Genomic DNA, 18,329 nt, shown 5'->3' with positions numbered 1-18,329 from the left:
CTAGAATCGACGAGCCATACCCAATATTAAAGGAGTCGGCGTAATTTATTTTCCCGGACGTCGGCTTCGGGTCGACTTCGGCCATTCGCGACTGGCAGGTAACGGCCCAGGCTGTGTGAAAGCGCCAGTCTCGCCTAGAGTTGCTGAAGCAACGTCAGCGGGGGCGACGTGAAGCGATTCATCGAAGAGGCGAGCCGTACACAAGTTAGTTTGCTGCCAGAGTGCCTGGATGACTTCGTCGCTGAAGAGAACCCAATCCGGGTGGTTGAGGCCTTTGTCGAACAACTCGACCTGGCGACCCTGGAGTTCGACGGGGTGGTCCCAGCTGTAACCGGGCGGCCGTCCTATCCCCCCGCGGTGTTGTTGAAGATCTACATCTACGGTTACCTCAATCGCATCCAGTCCAGCCGACGCATAAGACAGCGATTGTTGAAATTATTTGGAATTATTAAAGCAATAATAATTGGTCGTTTTTTGATCCGCCGGGCCTCATGTCAACGGCGATTTTCAAGGTGGCTGCTGCCTGTCAGGGCTAAAGCGGGTCACCCACCAACATGGCGGCGCTGGCATCGAACTCGCAGTCATCGCCTTTCGGCAACAGCTCCAGGGAAGCGGAGCCATCCGGCAGCGCCACCACCAGGCTGCGTGTCACGCAGTCGGCATGGGGCATCACACCGATGGCATGCAGCATCTGCTCCGTCCACTCCACCACCTCGTAGTTGAACACCTGGGCTTCCAGGTCTTCCCCTTCGTCGTGGTGGAGGATTGAGGCATAGGCCTCCAGGCAGCTGCCGTTGCCGCGGTTGCAGCGGATCTCAACTGCATTCACTCCAGGTGGTTCGTAACCGGCCACCGTGCTCCAGCCACCCCACAGCATTAGATCATCCCCCTGCTGCTCAATGTTCAACGGCGGGCGCACCACGCTATGGAGCTGCTCCAGGGGTGCCGGCTTGGCCAGCCAGAGGGCCGCATAAGAAGCCACCAGGGCAGACGCGAGGGAAATGGATAGGTAGCGAAGAATAGGCATGGTCGAGTTCCTTTCGAGAGGTTGGCTGTCCTAGCCAGTTATCCGTTTGGGATACCGCAAATCACTCTAGACCAAGGCCGGCATAATTTCATGCAGGCAGTACCTCCGGGGCTTCCAATTGCTCACACCTCTTAGCTGCGACCCAGACCTTGGCCATGCTGAGTGCCTGTTACGCTACACCGCCCCACTCAATTGCACGCAATACCCTGAGCACCTGGTGAGCGCCAATCTCAGTCTCGCAAAGAGAGACGGGCGTTTTCCCACCCAAGGCATTGTTAGCCGTGGTCATCCATGAGGTGGCAACGGCCTTGTCTTCGAAAACTTCTTCGGCTAAGACGACAACTTGGGCAAGACAGTCTGGTGCCGTCGCGCTGATGGGATTCATAGAGTCGACAGACACCGGGATTTCGGGCTTCTTGATCAGCCCTTTGAGTACTGTGACGCTTCGATCTTCGGCCGGCTTATCCACTGATGCGATCTCCCTGGGCAACAGGGAAAAGATACGCCACGAATCGCCCCGTGTCCCCGGTGTTTCTCAAGGTAGTGTCGCGTCAGTCGTGCTTTTCAGTGCCGTTTGCTCCCTCTCTAGGTTGAGTGTGACGGCACCGACAGGTTGCCAATTTCGCGTTGCACCTGCCAGCGATGCGGGTGTTTATGGCGAGTTTGCTGGTACAGCGCATAATCCCTGGCCAGCACCTGATGATCCTCATCGCGATGCTGCTGCGCCGGGGTCACGAAGCGGATGCGGCTGTGGTGGTGCTCATGGTTGTAACAGCGGATATCAGATCCGCATGGCGGTGGGTAACGTGAAAAACACCGGGGCAGCGCTGATTGCCCCCTTGACACCGAGGAACCACCCGACCGATCTCTGATCGGCCGGAGAGGATCTGAACCAGTCCGCTGCGACCGGCGGGAACCGATCCAAACCAGCCGGTCGCGACAGACAACAACAGGCCAAAAGCTGCCTGTCGCCATCAGCAGCTTTCAGCCGTGAGTTGACGCTTGCTGTTCACTTTCTCCGTTGTGTCGGTCATGCAGGATGCGAAGGTTGAGCAGTAGAAACTCCACAGATGGCAACTTGCAATTTTGAAACTATCTTCCGTCGCCGCCTGCTGTGCCTAAAACGGTCCCCGATCAACCGATCACGTGCCGGCTCCATCCGTGGATGACCACAGCCAGGTAGATGAAGGCGACCGAGGGCGGGATGGAGGTCATGTCGGCGACTCAATGCTAGTTCGGTGCGTTGCCCCGAGCGTTGCTAGTTGGAACCGATAAGGCACGAGCAGGCAAGGCGACCGAGCGAGCGCTGAGGTACAAGGCAAACCCGAGGTTTCAACATGAGTAGCGTTTCGATAGCATGGGCGGAGCCTGCAGTAGCGAAGTGCAGTGGACACCGGGAGGACATCGCGCCATGCACATATCGAAACTGTCGGTAGTCAACTACCGCAACTTTGCCAATACGACACTCGTGCTCAGCAAAGGCGTTAACACGATCATTGGCGAGAATGGATCTGGTAAGACCAATCTCTTTCGCGCTATACGCCTGCTGCTGGATGACAACATGGTCCGCGCGGCGTTCAAGCTGGATGAGTCGGACTTTCACCGGGGACTCGAGCAGTGGCGGGGCCACTGGATCATCATCAGCCTGGAGTTCGATGAAATAGGGCCTGACGAGGCAATCCAGGCGCTATTCCTGCATGGCGCTGGGGTTATAGGGGATGCTGCCGTTGGCCGGGCAACCTACAACCTTATCTTTCGGCCGAAGAAAGAAGTGCGCCTAAAGCTGGCAAGTCTGGATGATGGCGATTTGGCCGGATTGGCCGCTATCCGACAGGCCATAACTATTGCTGACTATGAGACACTCTTCACTGGCAGGAGCGAGGCTAACTTCGGTAACGAGGTAGTCTACAAGAGTCTTGTGGGCGACTTTGATAACTGCGTATTCAGTGGGGAGGTTGACGATCCTCGAATTGGATCGCGTTTGCCTGTGTTCTTGTCGGTGAGTCAGGAGGTCTCCTTTACCTTCATTCAGGCTCTCCGCGACGTCGTCGCCGAGTTCCACAACAATCGGACGAACCCACTACTCACACTGCTCAAGAGCAAGAGCGGTGAGATAGCACCCGCCACAATGGCGCCGATAGTGGCGCAAGTGCTGGCGTTGAACAATTCGATTGAGGCACTTGAGGACGTGCAAACGGTCCGGACGGACATTCGCGACACGATCAAAGATGCGGCAGGGGAGACCTACTCTCCGAGTTCGCTGTCGATCAAATCCGATCTTTCGGACGAAGCGGACAAGCTCTTTCAGTCGCTCAAGCTCTTTGTCGGTGAGTCGGCCGAGGGCTACGAAGGCGGGATTCACGAACTGAGCCTGGGGGGCGCAAACCTCATATTTCTGACGCTGAAGCTGCTTGAGTTCAAGTATCAGAAGGCGCACCAATCCATAGCGAACTTTCTCGTCATCGAGGAGCCGGAAGCACATATCCACACCCACATCCAAAAGACGCTCTTTGACCGCATTGCCTACGACGACACTCAGATCATCTATTCAACGCATTCAACGCATATCTCTGAGGTCAGCAGCGTCCAGAACGTGAACATTCTTGGTCGTCGCGGCGTTGCATGCGAGGCCTATCAGCCGGCAACAGGCCTGTCGCCTAGCGAGATCGGGAATATTCAGCGCTATCTCGACGCCGTTCGTAGCAACCTACTGTTTGCCAAAAGCGTTGTCCTAGTTGAGGGTGACGCAGAGGAAATCCTAATCCCGATTCTGTTCAAGAAAGTTGTCGGCCTAAGCTTGGATGAGCTCGGAGTCAGTTTGATCAACATTCGCAGTACGGGTTTCCAGAACGTAGCGGTCCTCTTCCACGACACGAGAATCAGGAAGCGCTGCAGCATCATCACCGACCTGGACGCAGCGATTGTGGACACGACCCCCATTCCCGGCGAGCCAGAAGCTGAAGCAAAGTTCAAAGCGAAATGCCTAGCATCACAAGTGGTTGGTGCTGCACGCAAGGTTGCGCTCGATGCGTTCGCGAATGGCAACGATTGGCTCTCGGTGCACTACGCAGACCACACGCTGGAGGTCGACTTCATTTCAGCCGGCAATGGACGTCAAATGGCTTCGATTGTACCGCTTGTCTATACGCAAGCGGCCACTAAGGCGACCGCCATTGCGGAGCTTATGTCGGGGGACAAGGCACAGTACGGCAGGCGAGTGCTTACGATGGCGGCGAATCAGGGCAAAGGCTGGTTCGCGATTCTTCTTGGCGAGCACATCAATCACAAGACGGTCCTTCCCGGGTACATAAGTAAGGCCATCTTCTTTGCGCGGGAGAGCTTGACCGTGGAGCTCTTCTTCAATATCTACAGCTACAGAGTCAAGTGCGCGCTTTCGGGAGGGGACATCCCGCAGGCTGTGGCAGATGTTGCGACAGCACGGCTCAACGCTTATAGGCAGGGCACGCTTGACCTAGTGGCGCTCAAGGCAGCTATGGGACCTGCGCTCCGCAACGACCAGATTCACGCCATCCTGGCCGACGTGGAGTGATGTTCACCTGGACGAGCCGGGAGCTGAACGCCGAGCAGAGCGAGGCGGTCCTGCTGCCCGGAAGTGTGTTTCTGGTGGCATGTCCTGGCAGCGGAAAGACGAGGGCCCTAACCTACAAGATTGCATACGAGCTCTCACGCCTGGAGTCGGACAGGCAATTCATCGTTGCCATCACCTACACGCACCGGGCGGCGGACGAAATCCAGGAGCGCATTGAAGATCTCGGGGTGGATACGTCGCGGCTCTGGATCGGCACGATTCACTCTTTCTGCCTGGAATGGATCATCAAACCATATGGCATCTATGCGCCTGAGCTTGCGCCCGGGTACCGGGTAATCGATCAGCATGAACGAGAGAAGTTGCTGGAGCGGTTATGCGCGCCATACGCATCTCAACGAGTCTCTCACTACGATTGCGATTATTTCTTCACCACTGACGGCTACTACCTGGGCTGCCCGAACGCGGGAAAGCACGCAATCATTCATCGGGTTTTGGCTGAGTATTTCAGGATTCTGGCCGAGAACAGGCAAATAGACTTTGAGCTGATCCTGTGGCATGCCAGCCAGCTGATCGACCTGAATCCGGCGATCAGTGTGCTGTTGTCGAAGCTCTTCGCACTCATTCTTGTCGACGAGTATCAGGATACGAAGCAGATTCAGTACAGTATTTTGGGGTCAATTCTTCGTGCGGGGGCAGGCGCAACGCGGCTTTTCATGGTGGGCGACCCGAATCAGGCAATCTATGGTTCGTTGGGTGGCTACCCGATTGAAATTGGCGAGCTGAGGAGGCTGACCGAAGTTCGGATTGCTGAGCAGCAGTTGTCGCAGAACTATCGGTCGTCCAGCCGCATCATCGACTATTTCGGCAATTTCAATGTGTACAGCACGGCGATAGCGGCTGCAGGCGACGGGCGCGTCTACCCGAGCCTTGTTTCGTACGACAGTGGGGTTACCCGAGATGATCTGGTACACGAAATTGTCAGACTCATTCGGCACAACGTTGAGACGTTAGGAATACCGCCGAGCGAGGTTTGCGTACTTGCTCCGCAGTGGCTCCATTTAGCCTCTATGACCCGACAGCTTGTCGTCAATATGCCTGACTACCAGTTCGATGGTCCAGGTATGGTGCCGTTTGCCAGAGACATCGAAAACTTCTGGTACAAGCTGTCGAGACTTGCCCTTACGGAGCCGTCACCGTCCCTCTATGTTCGCCGGCTTCGCTGGGCGGGAGAGGTGATCAGTGAGATGAAGGACGCAGGCATTGAGACCTCACGACTATCGCGAAAGTCCTTCCTTAGGGAGTGCAATGCGATTCCCATCGACGAGGACAACGGTTTGGCCTACCTGCGGCGCTTCTTTGCAACTTTGTTCGAGCGACTTGGTATTCAGATCAGCGATTTCGCGCAGTTGCAGGAGCACCATCAAGCGTTCTTCGAAAGCTCTGAATCGCGCATTGCGAAGCTCGAAGCGGAAGGGGTTGACGCAATTGGGGACATTGCTTTCTTCAGGAAAGTATTCCAAAACCGCACAGGAATCACCGTGTCTACTATTCATGGTGTGAAGGGTGCCGAGTTTGATGTCGTTATTGCGTATGCGCTGCTGGAAGGAATGGTGCCGCACTTCAATGACGCGGACGGGGATACGAGCGCGCAGAAGCTGCTCTACGTCGTGGGCTCGCGTGCCAGAAAGAACCTACATCTTTTTTCGGAGACCGGCCGTAAAAGGGGGAGATACAACGTGTATGTGCCCACGCGAATGCTAGCGGCCTGCGTATTCAACTACGACGACGTATGAGACGCGGAAAAGAGAATGAGTTGACTTTGACCCTCGCGCGACCAGAACTGACGTGGTTAGTTGAACCAACAAGGCAGGTCAGGCTGGCGGACAAATCATAGCAAGGTCGATGCCAACGTTTTTACACAGCCTGGGCCAGAAGCAGCCGGTCAGCAGCAAATAAATTTGTCCCTCTTCGGCACGGCGCTCAGTCGACCTTCTCCATCATTTTGAGAATGTGATCGTAGGCTTGCTCGGACGCATCGTCCTCATCGTCAGTGCCGAAGATCTCTTGGAGCGTATCAAGCTCGTCGTCTTCGACCTCAACCTCTTCATCATCGAAGTCATCATCCATATGAGCTTCTTCCGTGTCGCCACCAGGCGTGCTTCGAGCGTCAAGCGAACTGCTTAGCTCAGGTTCACTCGAAGCCTGCTTGACCGTGGAGGTGAACATTCTATCCACGAGAGCGTCAGTTTTTGCCTTCGCGTCCGTGAATTCTTGGCCAACATCTACGTCGCTCGTGACCATCGCTTTACTGATCGCAGCCCAGCTTTTGACGCCCTCCTGGCTCTGCTCCACACCTTTTCGCTCCAATGACTTTCGCAGAAGACCAGATGCCACGTCGGCGTCGTACTCCTCTTCTATGGCCATGTAATTGGTGTAGTTGTGAAGCAGGTTTGCCGTGCCGCTGGGCTTGCGTGCAGGCTCGCCTGCACCTGGAAGCTCCGAGCTTTCTTTGTCATCGTCCGCCATGTTTAATCCTTCGTCTGATAGAGGCCGTTTGGGTCGATTAACCTACAATTTCCGAGGCAATGCGTCACCTAATCGTCAGCGTGGTTATTCAGGCATCGTTTGAATGGTAAAGGGTATATCGACATAAGCGCCTCCATCAGGTTGCGCAGTCACATTCAATCCCGCTCGGCAAACGAGCTCGTCTAAAATGCTGCTGATGGATAAAAAGGCGTCCATGTCTGTCCATTCACCATACCTGTCGGCAAGCCCGCTGCACGCCTCGCTGAGACTTTGGAAAAATGGCTCAAACCAGTGGCCCACTATTACGGAGGTCAAATCATCGCGCTCCCGCCAGTGGATGTCTCTGCCTCGCAAATTCCCTATGCAGTAGCCGCCGAACTTCAGGAGATTTCCACAACTACGATAGATCTCTGACAAAATTTGCTCAACATTCCCGTGGATGCGATAGGCGCGGATCAGCTCGTTGTTACGGTCATCCAGAGTCTGGAGGTCGGCAAGGAAAGTCTGGTTGTATCCATCAGTTTGATCGGCGCCAAAAGGGGCCGCAATCCAGGTCACCGCATACTCATCCCACACGGCAAAAATGGTGTTCCAGCGTAGGGTATCGAGCAGTGGTAACTGACGTTGCAAAATCACATTGGGAAAGCATCGGTCGAACTGCTTCGTAACCTCCACATGACCGCATTCGTGAGCGAGTACATGGACGGCGATGCGGATGCCTTCCTCGTCTGCGTCATCAAGCAAAGGCAGCAAAATAGGCGCTCGCACAAGTATATGTGACTTCAGCTCACCTTCACGGATCACCGAAGGCGTCATGGCTACGCCATATACGTGGGATTTGGTAGCTTGCAACTGGTGGGGCGAGTCATAGCCTCTATCGAGTTCCAGAAGTGCCTGATCGTAGTCAAAAGCAACAGTCACTCCGTCTAGCGTCTGGAGTCCTATGTGCCTCCCAAGCGCTCGAATGATCTCGCCTACGAGGGTCGCAAGTCGGGTCGCCGTTTCGGCCTCGACAAATCCCCGAGCCTGTACTGAAAATGAAGGCGGAGCGGTGGAGGTAGGCTCAGCTGCATCGTCACTGCTGGATTGCTCGCGTCCCATATGCTCTCCTGTAGCCGACGCTATGCGCCACGTTCTTCGCGGTTTTCGACCATATCACTTCCGTCTACCGCTTTGGCGCATCCAGTTTCGGTACTTCAGACTGGCTGCTTCTGGCCGATTCTGTTGAAAAAGTCCCTTTGCTGTTGGCGCTGATGGAAAATTGACCCACCCTGCCGATTGAAATTTGACCCAGGGCGGATTGCTGATTTCAGCATCAGCAATTGTGGATAAGTTTAGCAACGGAGCTGCTTTTGAATCCCTTCCTTTCGATCATCCAAAACAGCGACTGTTGACCTGCCACATGTCGTCATGCAGCAGGCCATCCTTTCCCTAAAATCAAAACGGTTCGTCGTCCACCGGCTTCTGATCGTCCTTGCGTTTTCGTTCCCGTGACTTGATCTTTGCCTGAGCCGCCAAGCTGCTGTGTTGCAGGCGGTAGGACTCGTTGCCCGTTTCGACGATGTGGCAGTGGTGCGTAAGCCGATCCAGCAGGGCAGTGGTCATCTTGGCGTCGCCGAACACGCGCGACCATTCTGCGAAGTTCAGGTTGGTCGTGATCACGACGCTGGTGTGCTCGTACAGCTTGGACAGCAGGTGAAACAGCAGGGCACCGCCGCTGAAGCTTGGCACTGGTGAAGTTGCGGTCGCGGTTGTTGACCGCCTTGAACTTGCTGCCATCGATGGCCACAAGCGCTTCAGAGAACAGGCCAAGCTGCTGGCACAGCACCACGAACTGCCTACAGACGCCGCGGATTGCCTTGCCGTTATCCTTGCGGAAGTTAGCGATGGTCTTGAAGTCCGGCATCAAACGTCCGATCAGCCACATCAACTCAACGTTGCGCTGAGCCTCGCGTTCAAGACGGCGACTGGACTGGATGCGATTGAGGTAACCGTAGATGTAGATCTTCAGGAGGTCGGCAGGATGGTAGGCCGGTCTGCCGGTTTCAGCCGGGACGACACCGTCGAAACCCAGTTGACCAAGGTCGAGTTCATCGACGAAAACATCGACCACCCGCACCGGGTTGGTGTCCGCCACATAGTCATCCAGACTCTCGGGAAGCAGCGCGCTTTGGCCTCGATGCTCTCCCTGGATAAAACGCTTCACTGGCGTCCCCCGCTAATTTCGAATCCATCAAGTCATAGCAAGGTCGATGCCAACGTTTTTACACAGCCTGGGCCGATTTCTGCCGGTGACTACCACCTGCTCCGGGTCGACTTCGGCCATTTGCGACTGGCAGGTAACAGCCCAGGCTGTGTGATAACACCAGTCTCGCCTAGAGTTGCTGAAGGAACGTCAGCTGGGGCGACGAATGAAGCGATTCATCGAAGAGGCGAGCCGGACACAAGTTAGTTTGCTGCCAGAGTGCCTGGATGACTTCGTCGCCGAAGAGAACCCAATCCGGGTGGTTGAGGCCTTCGTCGAACAACTCGACCTGGCGACCCTGGAGTTCGACGGGGTGGTCCCTGCTGTAACCGGGCGGCCGTCCTATCACCCCGCAGTGTTGTTGAAGATCTACATCCACGGTTACATCAATCGCATCCAGTCCAGCCGACGCATAAGACAGCGATTGTTGAAATTATTTGGAATTATTAAAGCAATAATAATTGGTCGTTTTTTGATCCGCCGAGCCTCCTGTCAACGGTGATTTTCAAGGTGGCTGCTTCCTGTCAGGGCTAAAGCGGGTTACCCACCAACATGGTGGCGCTGGCTTCGAATTCGCAGTCATCGCCTTTCGGCAACAGCTCCAGGGAAGCGGAGCCATCCGGCAGCGCCACCACCAGGCTGAGCGTCACGCAGTCGGCATGGGGCATCACGCCGGTGGCATGCAGAATCTGCTCCGTCCACTCCACCACCTCGTAGTTGAACACCTGGGCTTCCAGGTCTTCCCCTTCGTCGTGGTGGAGGATTGAGGCATAGGCCTCCAGGCATCTGCCGCTGCCGCGGTTGCAGCGGATCTCAACTGCATTCACTCCAGGTGGTTCGTAACCGGCCACCGTGCCCCAGCCGCCCCACAGCATTAGATCATCCCCCTGCTGCTTAATGATCAACGGCGGGCGCACCACGCTATGGAGCTGCTCCAGGGGTGCCGGCTTGGCCAGGCGAGTTGGTCGAGCACTTGAATTGAAACGGTAGGCGTAGGCCTACCTCGTCGCCGTACGGCCTCGGTCAGTGGTATGCTGTGCAGGCTGCCCATGAGCTTCCTCTCCCGGGTGTTTTTACCGGTGACGAAACATGGTTTGAGGCGGTCTCTTTGAGGCCGCCTTTGTCATTGTGCGCCAGGCATGGCGCGTTGCGCGCAAGCGCAACCAGCTTGGCTGTGGTGGCCTCGCTGGTGACTTGGAGGTGAAAGTCCTCTACACACCCGGCAAGGGGAAGTGTTAGCCAGAGGCAAGGGTGTCGCGGGTGACCGCGAATCTGAAGGATGCCCGAGGCAAAATGCTGGCCTGACGTATAGGAAGCGGATAGAGGCGTCGTAGTGGGGTGAGGTCGCAATGACAGCCAAAGCCCAATACTTGCACGGAGCACTACGGCGTAAATCCGACAGGCATAAGCAGGAAGGTCGCGCGAATTACCCTGGGAGATCTGCACGTTTGCCACTGGGCTACCGAGCGTCGTGAGGCGAAGGGATGAACGTGCAGAAGTCAGCCGAAGCCGTAGTAAGTGACGAATGACCGCGTCACCAAGGGCCGAACAGGTTATGCCGCCAGTAGGCGTCAGAGTCTCATCGAATGTCGAAAAGCAGAAATTTCTCCGAGGGAGAACTGTGACCCTTAGTTCCGGACAGAATCCGCGGATGACGGCTGGCAGTGCACAGGCATCGATGGCGTCTGTGGCGTGGACGAAAGCGGAGCCGGACACGCTGATGGAGCGGGTGCTTGCACCGGCCAACCTCAAGCGTGCGTATCACCGCGTGGTCAGCAACAAGGGCGCGCCGGGTGCCGATGGCATGACGGTCGACGAATTGGCGGGCTACGTGAAACAGTATTGGCCAACCCTCAAGGCTCGGTTGCTGGCCGACGAGTATCACCCGCAAGGTGTACGCGCCGTCGAAATTCCCAAGCCCGTCTTGGCTGCGAAATTGTAATCCTCATGGCCGCCAATTTCCCTTGGCTATGGTCACTGCGTGCACCTTTTCGGCGCGTACTGGTCAAGTGCGATGCAATTACGCACGCTTCTTGAGGATTGCATGAGGTATTGTCATGTTATTTCCGAGTGCGGAATCGCAGGGTATGACTCACAGTCAATGCTTGGAGCTGCTGGAAAGCATCGAGGACACGCTCGATTTTCTGACATCCACGCTGGCCTATCTGATCCATGCAGAGAATCAGCAAGCCCAGCTGAATGATGCGCTGATCAATGCCTGGAAAGCCCTCCGCATGTTGATTGGGTGAACGTATGGGGACTGGGATTACCATTGCGGGGTCGGTTAGGAGGCGCGTGAAGCGCTATCCGAAAGGGTGCCCATTTACCCTCAAGCGATTCGTCATACTCGGAGCGACAGCGCGAGGAAGTGTTGAAAAAGCCATTGCTAGGATGGTTGAGTCTGGCGAGTTGGAGAGGGTGTATCGGGGTGTCTATATGCGTCCCAAGACTTCACGCCTCGTGGGGCGAGTAAGAGCATCCCCTGAAGCCGTGGCACGTGTGCTTGCCAAGGATAACGGCCACAAGCTCCAGTTCCATGGTGCTGAAGCAGTGAGGAGGCTTGGGCTGAGTACGCAGATGCAGGTGACACCGATTTATTACACTAGTGGGCCGAGTCGTGTCATTCAGATCGGTCAAGCGACAGTTCGCCTTGTCCATATGCCCATGAGGAATCTGCAGCATGTGGGGACGAAGGTTGGGCTGGTAATTACTGCCCTCTTCTACATGGGCAAGGAGGAGGCAACCAGTCCAGGAGTTGGCTCCTCCATCCTGAAACAGCTCACGCCAGCAGAACTGAAGCTGCTAATGGCAAGTCATATACCCAAATGGATGCGCGAAATCTTTGAGTAGTCAATTGCGCAAGTGAAGCCGGAGTGGCCTGTACCCCATTCTGGAAGAACCTCAAGGCCCCTTTCTCTGTCGTCCAGTCGCTCAACTGTGTGAATTTCCGACAATCTCTGCACGCACGCGCTCAAACAGTTGATCCAGCGTGAGCGTGTCATCCATTAGAAGGTAGCAGCGTGCCAGGATCGTCAATGGGTGGACGCCCATTACAGAGGCAAGGTCATGCGTCTTTTCAAGGGTAGGTCCCTTTGCGCCGGCCTCCAACTGGCTCAAGTACGTTTGGCTGCTGACGCCCCCGAAGTCTTCTTGCTTGAGATGGCGAGCTTTTCTCGAGTCTCTTAGTGCGATGCCAAATGCGCGCTTCAGCTCCATCTCTTTTTCTTCCCCGCAAAAGAGATGATGAAGCCGCCTTGAACCTCAGATAACCATTAACTATTGTTAATATTTTTGAGGGGATTGCTATGTTCATGACGTACCGGTGCGGATTCCACGGTCATCTGGCCACCCATTCCATGAGCATCTGACCACCGATTCCACGCTGATCCGGCCACCCATTCCACGCGCATCCGGCCACTGATTCCACGGCCATCCGGCCACTCAACCGGGCAGGCAGCTACGCAGGATTTCTTCACTACCATCGACCTCTTTTTCGAAGCAGAGAGGTCGTCGTGGAGCGTTTATCCATGCGTAAGATTCGCGAAGTACTACGTCTCAAGTTCGAGGTCGGACTATCAGCTCGCCAGATTGCGGTCAGCGTGCAGGTCGGTCGTGTCACCGTCGGCGACTACCTCAATCGTTTTGCCGCCAGTGGTCTCAGTTGGCCCTGTTCGTTGTCCGATGCCGAGTTGGAGCAGCAACTGTTCCCGCCGGCCCCGGCGGTTGCCAGCGAGAAGCGGCCTTTACCCGATTGGGCATGGGTGCATGCCGAACTGCGCCGCCCCGGGGTGACCCTGGCGCTGCTCTGGCAGGAGTACCGCCTGAGCCAGCCGCAGGGCTTTCAGTACAGCTGGTTCTGTGAGCACTACCGGGCCTGGCAGGGCAAGCTGGACGTGGTGATGCGTCAGGAGCACCGCGTCGGCGAGAAGCTGTTCGTCGACTATGCCGGCCAGACGGTGCCGGTTATCGATCGCCACAGCGGCGAGATCCGCCAGGCGCAGGTGTTCGTCGCGGTGCTCGGCGCGTCCAGCTACACCTTCGCCGAAGCCACCTGGTCGCAGCAGCTGCCGGACTGGCTAGCAGCCTGTCGGACTTGAATTCATAAATGGACAGAGCGCGACAAAGACAAAGCGAATTGCCCACTATTTGAGCGTTTTTAACCGGTTGTTGCCCTGAATTTCCTGAATTCGAGCGGATTCAGCCTCTGTTCACGCATTTTGAACGGAATGCGGGCGCAACGTGGCCATGCGTTTCAAGTTCCACGCCAGGCACACCAGGGTCCATTCGTTCTGGACATTCGCCAGACCGCGCAGCAGGAACTGACGGAAGCCCATCACCGACTTGATGATTCCGAATACCGGTTCCACCGTCTGCTTGCGCTGCCCATAGGCCGCGCGCCCGGCCTTGGTCTTGAGTCGGTGCTTCATTTTGTCGACCGGACTGGTCGGCTCCGATGACGCTGCCGGCTCTTCGAAACGCTCGCGCCAGTGCCGATGGTGGGCGTCGCGGCCCACGGCAATCAGGGGCTCGATCCTGGCGGCCTCGCAGGCTTCGACATTCTTCTCGCTGAAGTAGCCGCTATCGGCCAGGAATTTCTCCGGCTGGTTCAGCTCCTCGGGAAGCGCTTGAAGCTTGGCCAGCATCGGTACGACCTGTTCCTTGTCGTTGCCCGCCTGGGTCACATGCGGCGCCATGACCAACATGGATTCGCTATCGACCAGCGCTTGGGCGTTGTAGCACTGCTCGAAGCCGCCACCAGCCACCTTCATGATGCGCGACTCTTCGTCGGTCAGGTTGATCTGGTCGTCCGGGCGCGGGCCCACCTGCGGCGGCTTCGGCGGTTTGCCTCCAGGCTTCTTGCCGTTGGCCTTTTCCTTGGCCTCGCGCTTGTCCAGCTTGGCTTGATACTCGGCCTGCTCGCGCTCGAGGCGTTCCTTGGCCCGCGCTTCGATCTTGGTCTTGGCTTCTGCTATGGCGGCCAGGCGGTCTTCGCGCCGCTTGATCTCGTCGGGCAGACTGACCCCGTCGGGGAGGTCGCTCTGATCGGCCGCTTCTGCCAGCTTGAGCATCTCCTGGACCTCGGCCTTTAGCTGGGCCTCGATCTTCTCGGCGTGAGCATAGGACAGGGCGCTGTGCCGCGAGGCATTGGCGTGGATCTTGGTGCCGTCCAGACTGACCGTGCCAAAACGCGAGACTTGGTTCTCGCGCGCGATTTGCAGTACCTGCACAAAGGTCGCGGCGAACTGCTCTCCGTGGCGACGGCGGAAGCTGGCCAGGGTGTCGTGATCCGGGTGCTGGTCGCAGGCGATAAACCGGAACGCCAGGGAGTCATAGCTGGCTCGCTCGATCTTGCGGCTTGAATACGCACCCGTGGCATAGCCGTAGATCAGCAACGACAGCAACATAGCCGGATGGTAGGCAGCGCTGCCACGGCCCGCATAGACGCTCTCCAGCTTCGACAGATCCAGGCCCTCTACGACCTCCACCACGTAGCGCGCCAAATGTGACTCGGGCAGCCAGTCCTGCACCGACGGCGGGAGCAAGTAGTCGATTTCGCGGTTTATCGGTCGAAAGCGGCTCATACAGTCAGGTTCCAGGAGCGATGCGCAATTCTACCGGCGAGGGGAAAAGTCCGACAGGCTGCTAGGGCTTTCTTGGACATGTCAAACTCCTTCTCGTGGAACGTGGCCCCGGAAGGTCCGGGGCGGCACTTTTACAAACTCAGGAAACCGTCATACAGGCCGAATGCGGCAATGCCGGCGCCGATCAGTACGGCGATGAAGATCAGCTTCTCGACGCCCGTGAACACCGGTTGGCCCAGCTCGCGCTTGGCCTTGGCGAACAGGATTGCGCCAGGGGCATAGAGCAGCGCGGAGAGCAGCAGGTACTGCACGCCGGCGGCGTACACCAGCCACACCGCATACAGCGTGGAGATCAGCGCGATCAGCAGATCCTTGTTGCGTTCGCCGGCGGCGTTTTCGTAGGTCTCGCCGCGCAAGGCCAGCAGCACGGCGTAGGCACTCGACCAGAAGTACGGCACCAGAATCATCGAGGTGGCCAGATACAGCAGGCTGAGGTAGGTGGACTCGCTGAACAGGGTGATGATCAGAAACAGCTGGATCAGCCCGTTGGACAGCCACAGCGCGTTAGCCGGGACCTGGTTGGCGTTCTCCTTGCGCAGGAACTCCGGCATGGTGTGGTCACTGGCGCTGGCGAAGAGAATCTCGGCGCACAGTAGTGTCCACGACAGCAGCGCCCCGGCCAGCGAGATGATCAGGCCGATGGAGATCAGTTGCGCCCCCCAGGGGCCGACTACCTGTTCCAGCACGGCAGCCATCGACGGGTTTTTCAGTCCGGCCAGTTCGGCCTGGGCGAGGATGCCCTGACTGAGGATGTTGACCAGCACTAATAGCAGGAGCACGCCGATGAAGCCGATGACGGTGGCCTTGCCGACATCGCTGCGTTTCTCGGCGCGGGCGGAGAAGATGCTCGCACCCTCGATACCGATGAACACCCAGACGGTGACCAGCATCATGTTGCGCACCTGATCCATCACGCTGCCCAGTTCGCTGTTGCCGCTGCCCCAGAAGTCCGAGGTGAACACGTCCATCTTGAAGGCGACGGCGGCGATGACGATGAACAGCGCCAGCGGCAGCATCTTGGCGATGGTGGTGATGGTATTAATGAAGGCCGCTTCCCTGATCCCGCGCAGCACCAGAAAGTGCAGCAGCCAGAGCACGATAGAGGCGCAGATGATCGCCGGCAGGGTGTTGCCCTCGCCGAATACCGGAAAGAAGTAGCCGAGGGTGGAGAACAGCAACACCATGTAGCTGACGTTGCCGATCCAGGCGCTGATCCAGTAACCCCAAGCCGAGGAGAAACCCATGTAGTCGCCGAAGCCGGCCTTAGCGTAGGCATACACCCCGCCATTGAGGTCGGGTTTGCGGTTGGCCAGGGTCTGGAAGACGAAAGCCAGGGTGAGCATGCCGACACCGGTGATCAGCCAGCCAATAAGGGTGGCGCCGGCACTGGCACTGGCGGCGATATTCTGCGGCAGGGAGAAGATCCCGCCGCCAACCATTGAACCAACAACCAGAGCGATCAACGCGCCGAGGCGCAGTTTTTGAGTCGAGTCAGACATAGCGAGACCTCCTTGGTCTAGTAATAACTACCGGGCAGACTCTTTCGGAGTTTTCCTAATGTTTAACAAGTTCAATGCAGTCGTGATAAATGGGGTTAGAAAGTTTGAAGGTGGTATCACGAAACCGCTGTCATTGCTGAATCAGAGCGTCCTGATGGTATTCACCTGATCTTTATTTATACGTTGGGGTTTCCCGTCAGGTTGCTTAAATTCGTAGAAACCACTTTTTGCATCGTATTTGGGTTCGTCTAGTGTCTGGATTTCCTGACCGCTGTTGAGCACGATCAGCGAGGGGGTAGAACAGCCAGCAAGCAGGCTGAGAGTCAGAGCGGAAAGTACAAGGCAGATTTTTTTCATGATGATGCTCCTAAGTTGTCGTCAGTAAAGTTGGCTTCTAATGTTTCTTCCGGTAGGAAGTCTTTGTCCGGGTTGTAGTCAGGCTTGAGGAAGCTGTCCAGCGCTTCCAGGTCAGCCGGACTGAGGGTGCCGGCGGCCTGCTTCAGGCGCAGGTTGTTGAGGATGTAGTCATAGCGCGCGTCGTTGTAGTTGCGCACCGCGCTGTACAGCTGACGCTGGGCATCGAGCACATCGACGATATTGCGGGTACCGACCTGGTAGCCGATCTCGGTGGCTTCCAGCGCGCTCTGGTTGGAGATGATCGACTGGCGGCGCGCCTGCACGGTCTCCACGTCGGTATTCACCGCACGGAACAGGTTACGGGTGTTCTGCACCACCTGGCGGCGCAAGCTTTCGCGCAACTGCTCGGTCTGCCCCAGGCGCTGATAGGCCTCACGCACCTGCGAGCTGGTCAGGCCGCCGCTGTACAGCGGGATATTCAGTTGCAGGCCGATGGAGCGCTGCGAAACATCGCCACCGTATGTAGTGGGTGACGCAGCAGAGTTGGTAAAGCCCAGGCTGTCATTGTCGCCCTTCTGATAGCTGGCCACGGCATCCAGGGTCGGCGCATGGCCGGCCTTGCGCTGGCGCAGGTTTTCCTCGGCAGCATCGACCGCGAAGAAGCTGGCTTGCAGATTGAGGTTCTGCGCAGCGGCGGTATCGACCCAGGACTTGGCGTCGTTCGGCGTCGGCGCCAATACCGGCAGCGTATGCACAATACCTTCGACTGCCGTGTAGCTGCGATTGGTCAGCGCCACCAAGGCCTCGAAGGCGTCATCCACAGTGCGCTCGGCGAGAATGCGGTTAGCCCGGGCGGTATCGAAACCGGCCTGTGCCTCGAGCACGTCGGTTTTGTCGGAGAGACCAACATCGAAACGCTCGTTGGCCTGATCCAGCTGGCGCTTGAACGCTGCCTCTTCGGCACGGGTCGACGCCAGGGTATCCTGCGCGCGCAGCACGGCGAAATAGGTTTCGGCGCTCTGCAGAATCAGGCTCTGCTCGGTCGCCGACAGCTCCAGCGCTGCCTGTTCGCTGGTCGCTTCGGCAGCCTGCAGCTGGAACCATCGATCGGCACGGAACAGTGGCTGGCTCAGGTTGGCCTGATACACCAGACCGCTGCGCGACAGGGTGTTACTCGGCGAATCGAGCTCGGTGCGGGTATCGCCATAATTGGCCCCCGCCGACAGGTTGGGCAGCAGCCCGGCACGCGCCTGCGGCACCACTTCGCGACGCGCCTGGTAGTCGGCGCGAGCGGCAGCGATATCGGCGTTGTTCTTCGCTGCTTGTTTGTACACGGTGACCAGGTCGGTTTTGGCCGGGGTGGGTAGGGAGGTTGCCCAGCCCTGTGCTGGGATGCCCAGGCAGATGGCTGTCACCAGGGCCAACCTAGCGGTTGTGGTTATCTCCACGTATTAGTTTCCTTATTTGGTCTGTCTTGCATGTC

At 57.2% G+C, this 18,329-nt stretch carries 14 protein-coding genes and 7 pseudogenes; 8 read left to right on the top strand and 13 right to left on the bottom strand.

Translation table 11 applies throughout. The annotated features are described in order from the left end of the window. Nucleotides 1–168: 168 nt before the first annotated feature. A pseudogene (locus BLR63_RS16215) lies at nucleotides 169–423 on the top strand (transposase); the annotation flags it as partial. Between the two features lie 109 nt (nucleotides 424–532). On the opposite strand, the gene BLR63_RS16210 reads toward BLR63_RS16215, so the two are convergent. The 3 genes and pseudogenes from BLR63_RS16210 to BLR63_RS16200 form a co-directional block, all read right to left on the bottom strand. Beyond that, nucleotides 533–1,027 carry a hypothetical protein gene (locus tag BLR63_RS16210; protein WP_050901356.1) on the bottom strand — a complete coding sequence of 165 codons (495 nt, stop codon included), beginning with the start codon at nucleotides 1,025–1,027 and terminating at the stop codon, nucleotides 533–535. 169 nt (nucleotides 1,028–1,196) lie between these two features. Further along, entirely contained in the window at nucleotides 1,197–1,496 is a 300-nt protein-coding gene (locus BLR63_RS16205; RefSeq protein WP_010567761.1) for an MbcA/ParS/Xre antitoxin family protein, read from the bottom strand. A 66-nt stretch (nucleotides 1,497–1,562) separates the two neighbouring features. Then, a pseudogene (locus BLR63_RS16200) lies at nucleotides 1,563–1,807 on the bottom strand (hypothetical protein); the annotation flags it as partial. Nucleotides 1,808–2,438: 631 nt separating this feature from the next. On the opposite strand from BLR63_RS16200, the gene BLR63_RS16195 reads away from it, so the two are divergent. Further along, on the top strand, nucleotides 2,439–4,577 hold the full coding sequence (locus tag BLR63_RS16195) for an ATP-dependent nuclease (protein WP_010567760.1): 2,139 nt from the start codon (nucleotides 2,439–2,441) through the stop codon (nucleotides 4,575–4,577). Beyond that, entirely contained in the window at nucleotides 4,577–6,370 is a 1,794-nt protein-coding gene (locus BLR63_RS16190) for a UvrD-helicase domain-containing protein (protein ID WP_010567759.1), read from the top strand. The genes BLR63_RS16195 and BLR63_RS16190 overlap by 1 nt, the downstream gene beginning before the upstream one ends. 187 nt (nucleotides 6,371–6,557) lie before the next feature. Here the strand turns inward: BLR63_RS16190 and BLR63_RS16185 are convergent, their stop codons facing one another. The 4 genes and pseudogenes from BLR63_RS16185 to BLR63_RS16170 all read right to left on the bottom strand — a co-directional run. Further along, on the bottom strand, nucleotides 6,558–7,103 hold the full coding sequence (locus BLR63_RS16185) for a hypothetical protein (RefSeq protein ID WP_010567758.1): 546 nt from the start codon (nucleotides 7,101–7,103) through the stop codon (nucleotides 6,558–6,560). 84 nt (nucleotides 7,104–7,187) lie between these two features. Then, the gene (locus BLR63_RS16180) at nucleotides 7,188–8,204 is read right to left on the bottom strand and encodes a hypothetical protein (protein WP_010567757.1); all 1,017 of its coding nucleotides are present in this window, start codon (nucleotides 8,202–8,204) and stop codon (nucleotides 7,188–7,190) included. Between the two features lie 336 nt (nucleotides 8,205–8,540). Continuing rightward, a pseudogene (locus tag BLR63_RS16175) lies at nucleotides 8,541–8,828 on the bottom strand (ATP-binding protein); the annotation flags it as partial. Then, nucleotides 8,811–9,309 (bottom strand): annotated as a pseudogene (locus BLR63_RS16170) (transposase); the annotation flags it as partial. The pseudogenes BLR63_RS16175 and BLR63_RS16170, both read right to left, overlap by 18 nt. A 205-nt stretch (nucleotides 9,310–9,514) precedes the next feature. On the opposite strand from BLR63_RS16170, the pseudogene BLR63_RS16165 reads away from it, so the two are divergent. Beyond that, nucleotides 9,515–9,769 (top strand): annotated as a pseudogene (locus BLR63_RS16165) (transposase); the annotation flags it as partial. A 109-nt stretch (nucleotides 9,770–9,878) separates the two neighbouring features. Here BLR63_RS16165 and BLR63_RS16160 read toward each other — a convergent pair. Beyond that, nucleotides 9,879–10,253: a hypothetical protein gene (locus BLR63_RS16160; protein WP_130926154.1), complete on the bottom strand. Its 375-nt coding sequence runs from the start codon at nucleotides 10,251–10,253 to the stop codon at nucleotides 9,879–9,881. 650 nt (nucleotides 10,254–10,903) lie between these two features. Between BLR63_RS16160 and BLR63_RS16150 the strand changes: the two are divergent. The 3 genes and pseudogenes from BLR63_RS16150 to BLR63_RS16140 all read left to right on the top strand — a co-directional run. Next, nucleotides 10,904–11,269: pseudogene (locus BLR63_RS16150) on the top strand (group II intron reverse transcriptase/maturase); the annotation flags it as partial. A gap of 166 nt (nucleotides 11,270–11,435) precedes the next feature. Further along, on the top strand, nucleotides 11,436–11,597 hold the full coding sequence (locus BLR63_RS16145) for a hypothetical protein (RefSeq protein ID WP_156791905.1): 162 nt from the start codon (nucleotides 11,436–11,438) through the stop codon (nucleotides 11,595–11,597). A 46-nt stretch (nucleotides 11,598–11,643) separates the two neighbouring features. Next, nucleotides 11,644–12,198 (top strand): DUF6088 family protein, encoded by a 555-nt coding sequence (locus tag BLR63_RS16140; protein WP_231998079.1) that lies wholly within the window; start codon nucleotides 11,644–11,646, stop codon nucleotides 12,196–12,198. 81 nt (nucleotides 12,199–12,279) lie between these two features. On the opposite strand, the gene BLR63_RS16135 is transcribed toward BLR63_RS16140, so the two are convergent. Beyond that, nucleotides 12,280–12,564, bottom strand: a complete 285-nt coding sequence (locus tag BLR63_RS16135) for a helix-turn-helix domain-containing protein (RefSeq protein WP_010567750.1) — start codon at nucleotides 12,562–12,564, stop codon at nucleotides 12,280–12,282. 311 nt (nucleotides 12,565–12,875) lie between these two features. Here BLR63_RS16135 and BLR63_RS16130 point away from each other — a divergent pair. Beyond that, nucleotides 12,876–13,433, top strand: a pseudogene (locus BLR63_RS16130) (IS21 family transposase); the annotation flags it as partial. Between the two features lie 123 nt (nucleotides 13,434–13,556). On the opposite strand, the gene BLR63_RS16125 reads toward BLR63_RS16130, so the two are convergent. The 4 genes from BLR63_RS16125 to BLR63_RS16110 form a co-directional block, all read right to left on the bottom strand. Beyond that, on the bottom strand, nucleotides 13,557–14,930 hold the full coding sequence (locus tag BLR63_RS16125) for an IS1182 family transposase (RefSeq protein ID WP_003458619.1): 1,374 nt from the start codon (nucleotides 14,928–14,930) through the stop codon (nucleotides 13,557–13,559). A gap of 131 nt (nucleotides 14,931–15,061) precedes the next feature. Beyond that, nucleotides 15,062–16,489, bottom strand: coding sequence for an arginine-ornithine antiporter (gene arcD, locus BLR63_RS16120; RefSeq protein WP_010563422.1), 1,428 nt, complete (start codon nucleotides 16,487–16,489; stop codon nucleotides 15,062–15,064). A gap of 141 nt (nucleotides 16,490–16,630) precedes the next feature. After that, a complete protein-coding gene (locus BLR63_RS16115; protein WP_010563423.1) occupies nucleotides 16,631–16,846 on the bottom strand; it encodes a YgdI/YgdR family lipoprotein in 216 nt (71 codons plus the stop codon). After that, the gene (locus BLR63_RS16110) at nucleotides 16,843–18,294 is read right to left on the bottom strand and encodes a TolC family outer membrane protein (protein WP_003464262.1); all 1,452 of its coding nucleotides are present in this window, start codon (nucleotides 18,292–18,294) and stop codon (nucleotides 16,843–16,845) included. Before BLR63_RS16110 ends, BLR63_RS16115 begins: the two co-directional genes overlap by 4 nt. Nucleotides 18,295–18,329 lie beyond the last annotated feature (35 nt).

Source organism: Pseudomonas extremaustralis, from assembly GCF_900102035.1.
GTDB lineage: Bacteria > Pseudomonadota > Gammaproteobacteria > Pseudomonadales > Pseudomonadaceae > Aquipseudomonas > Aquipseudomonas extremaustralis.
This window is presented reverse-complemented; position numbering and strand designations above follow the sequence as displayed.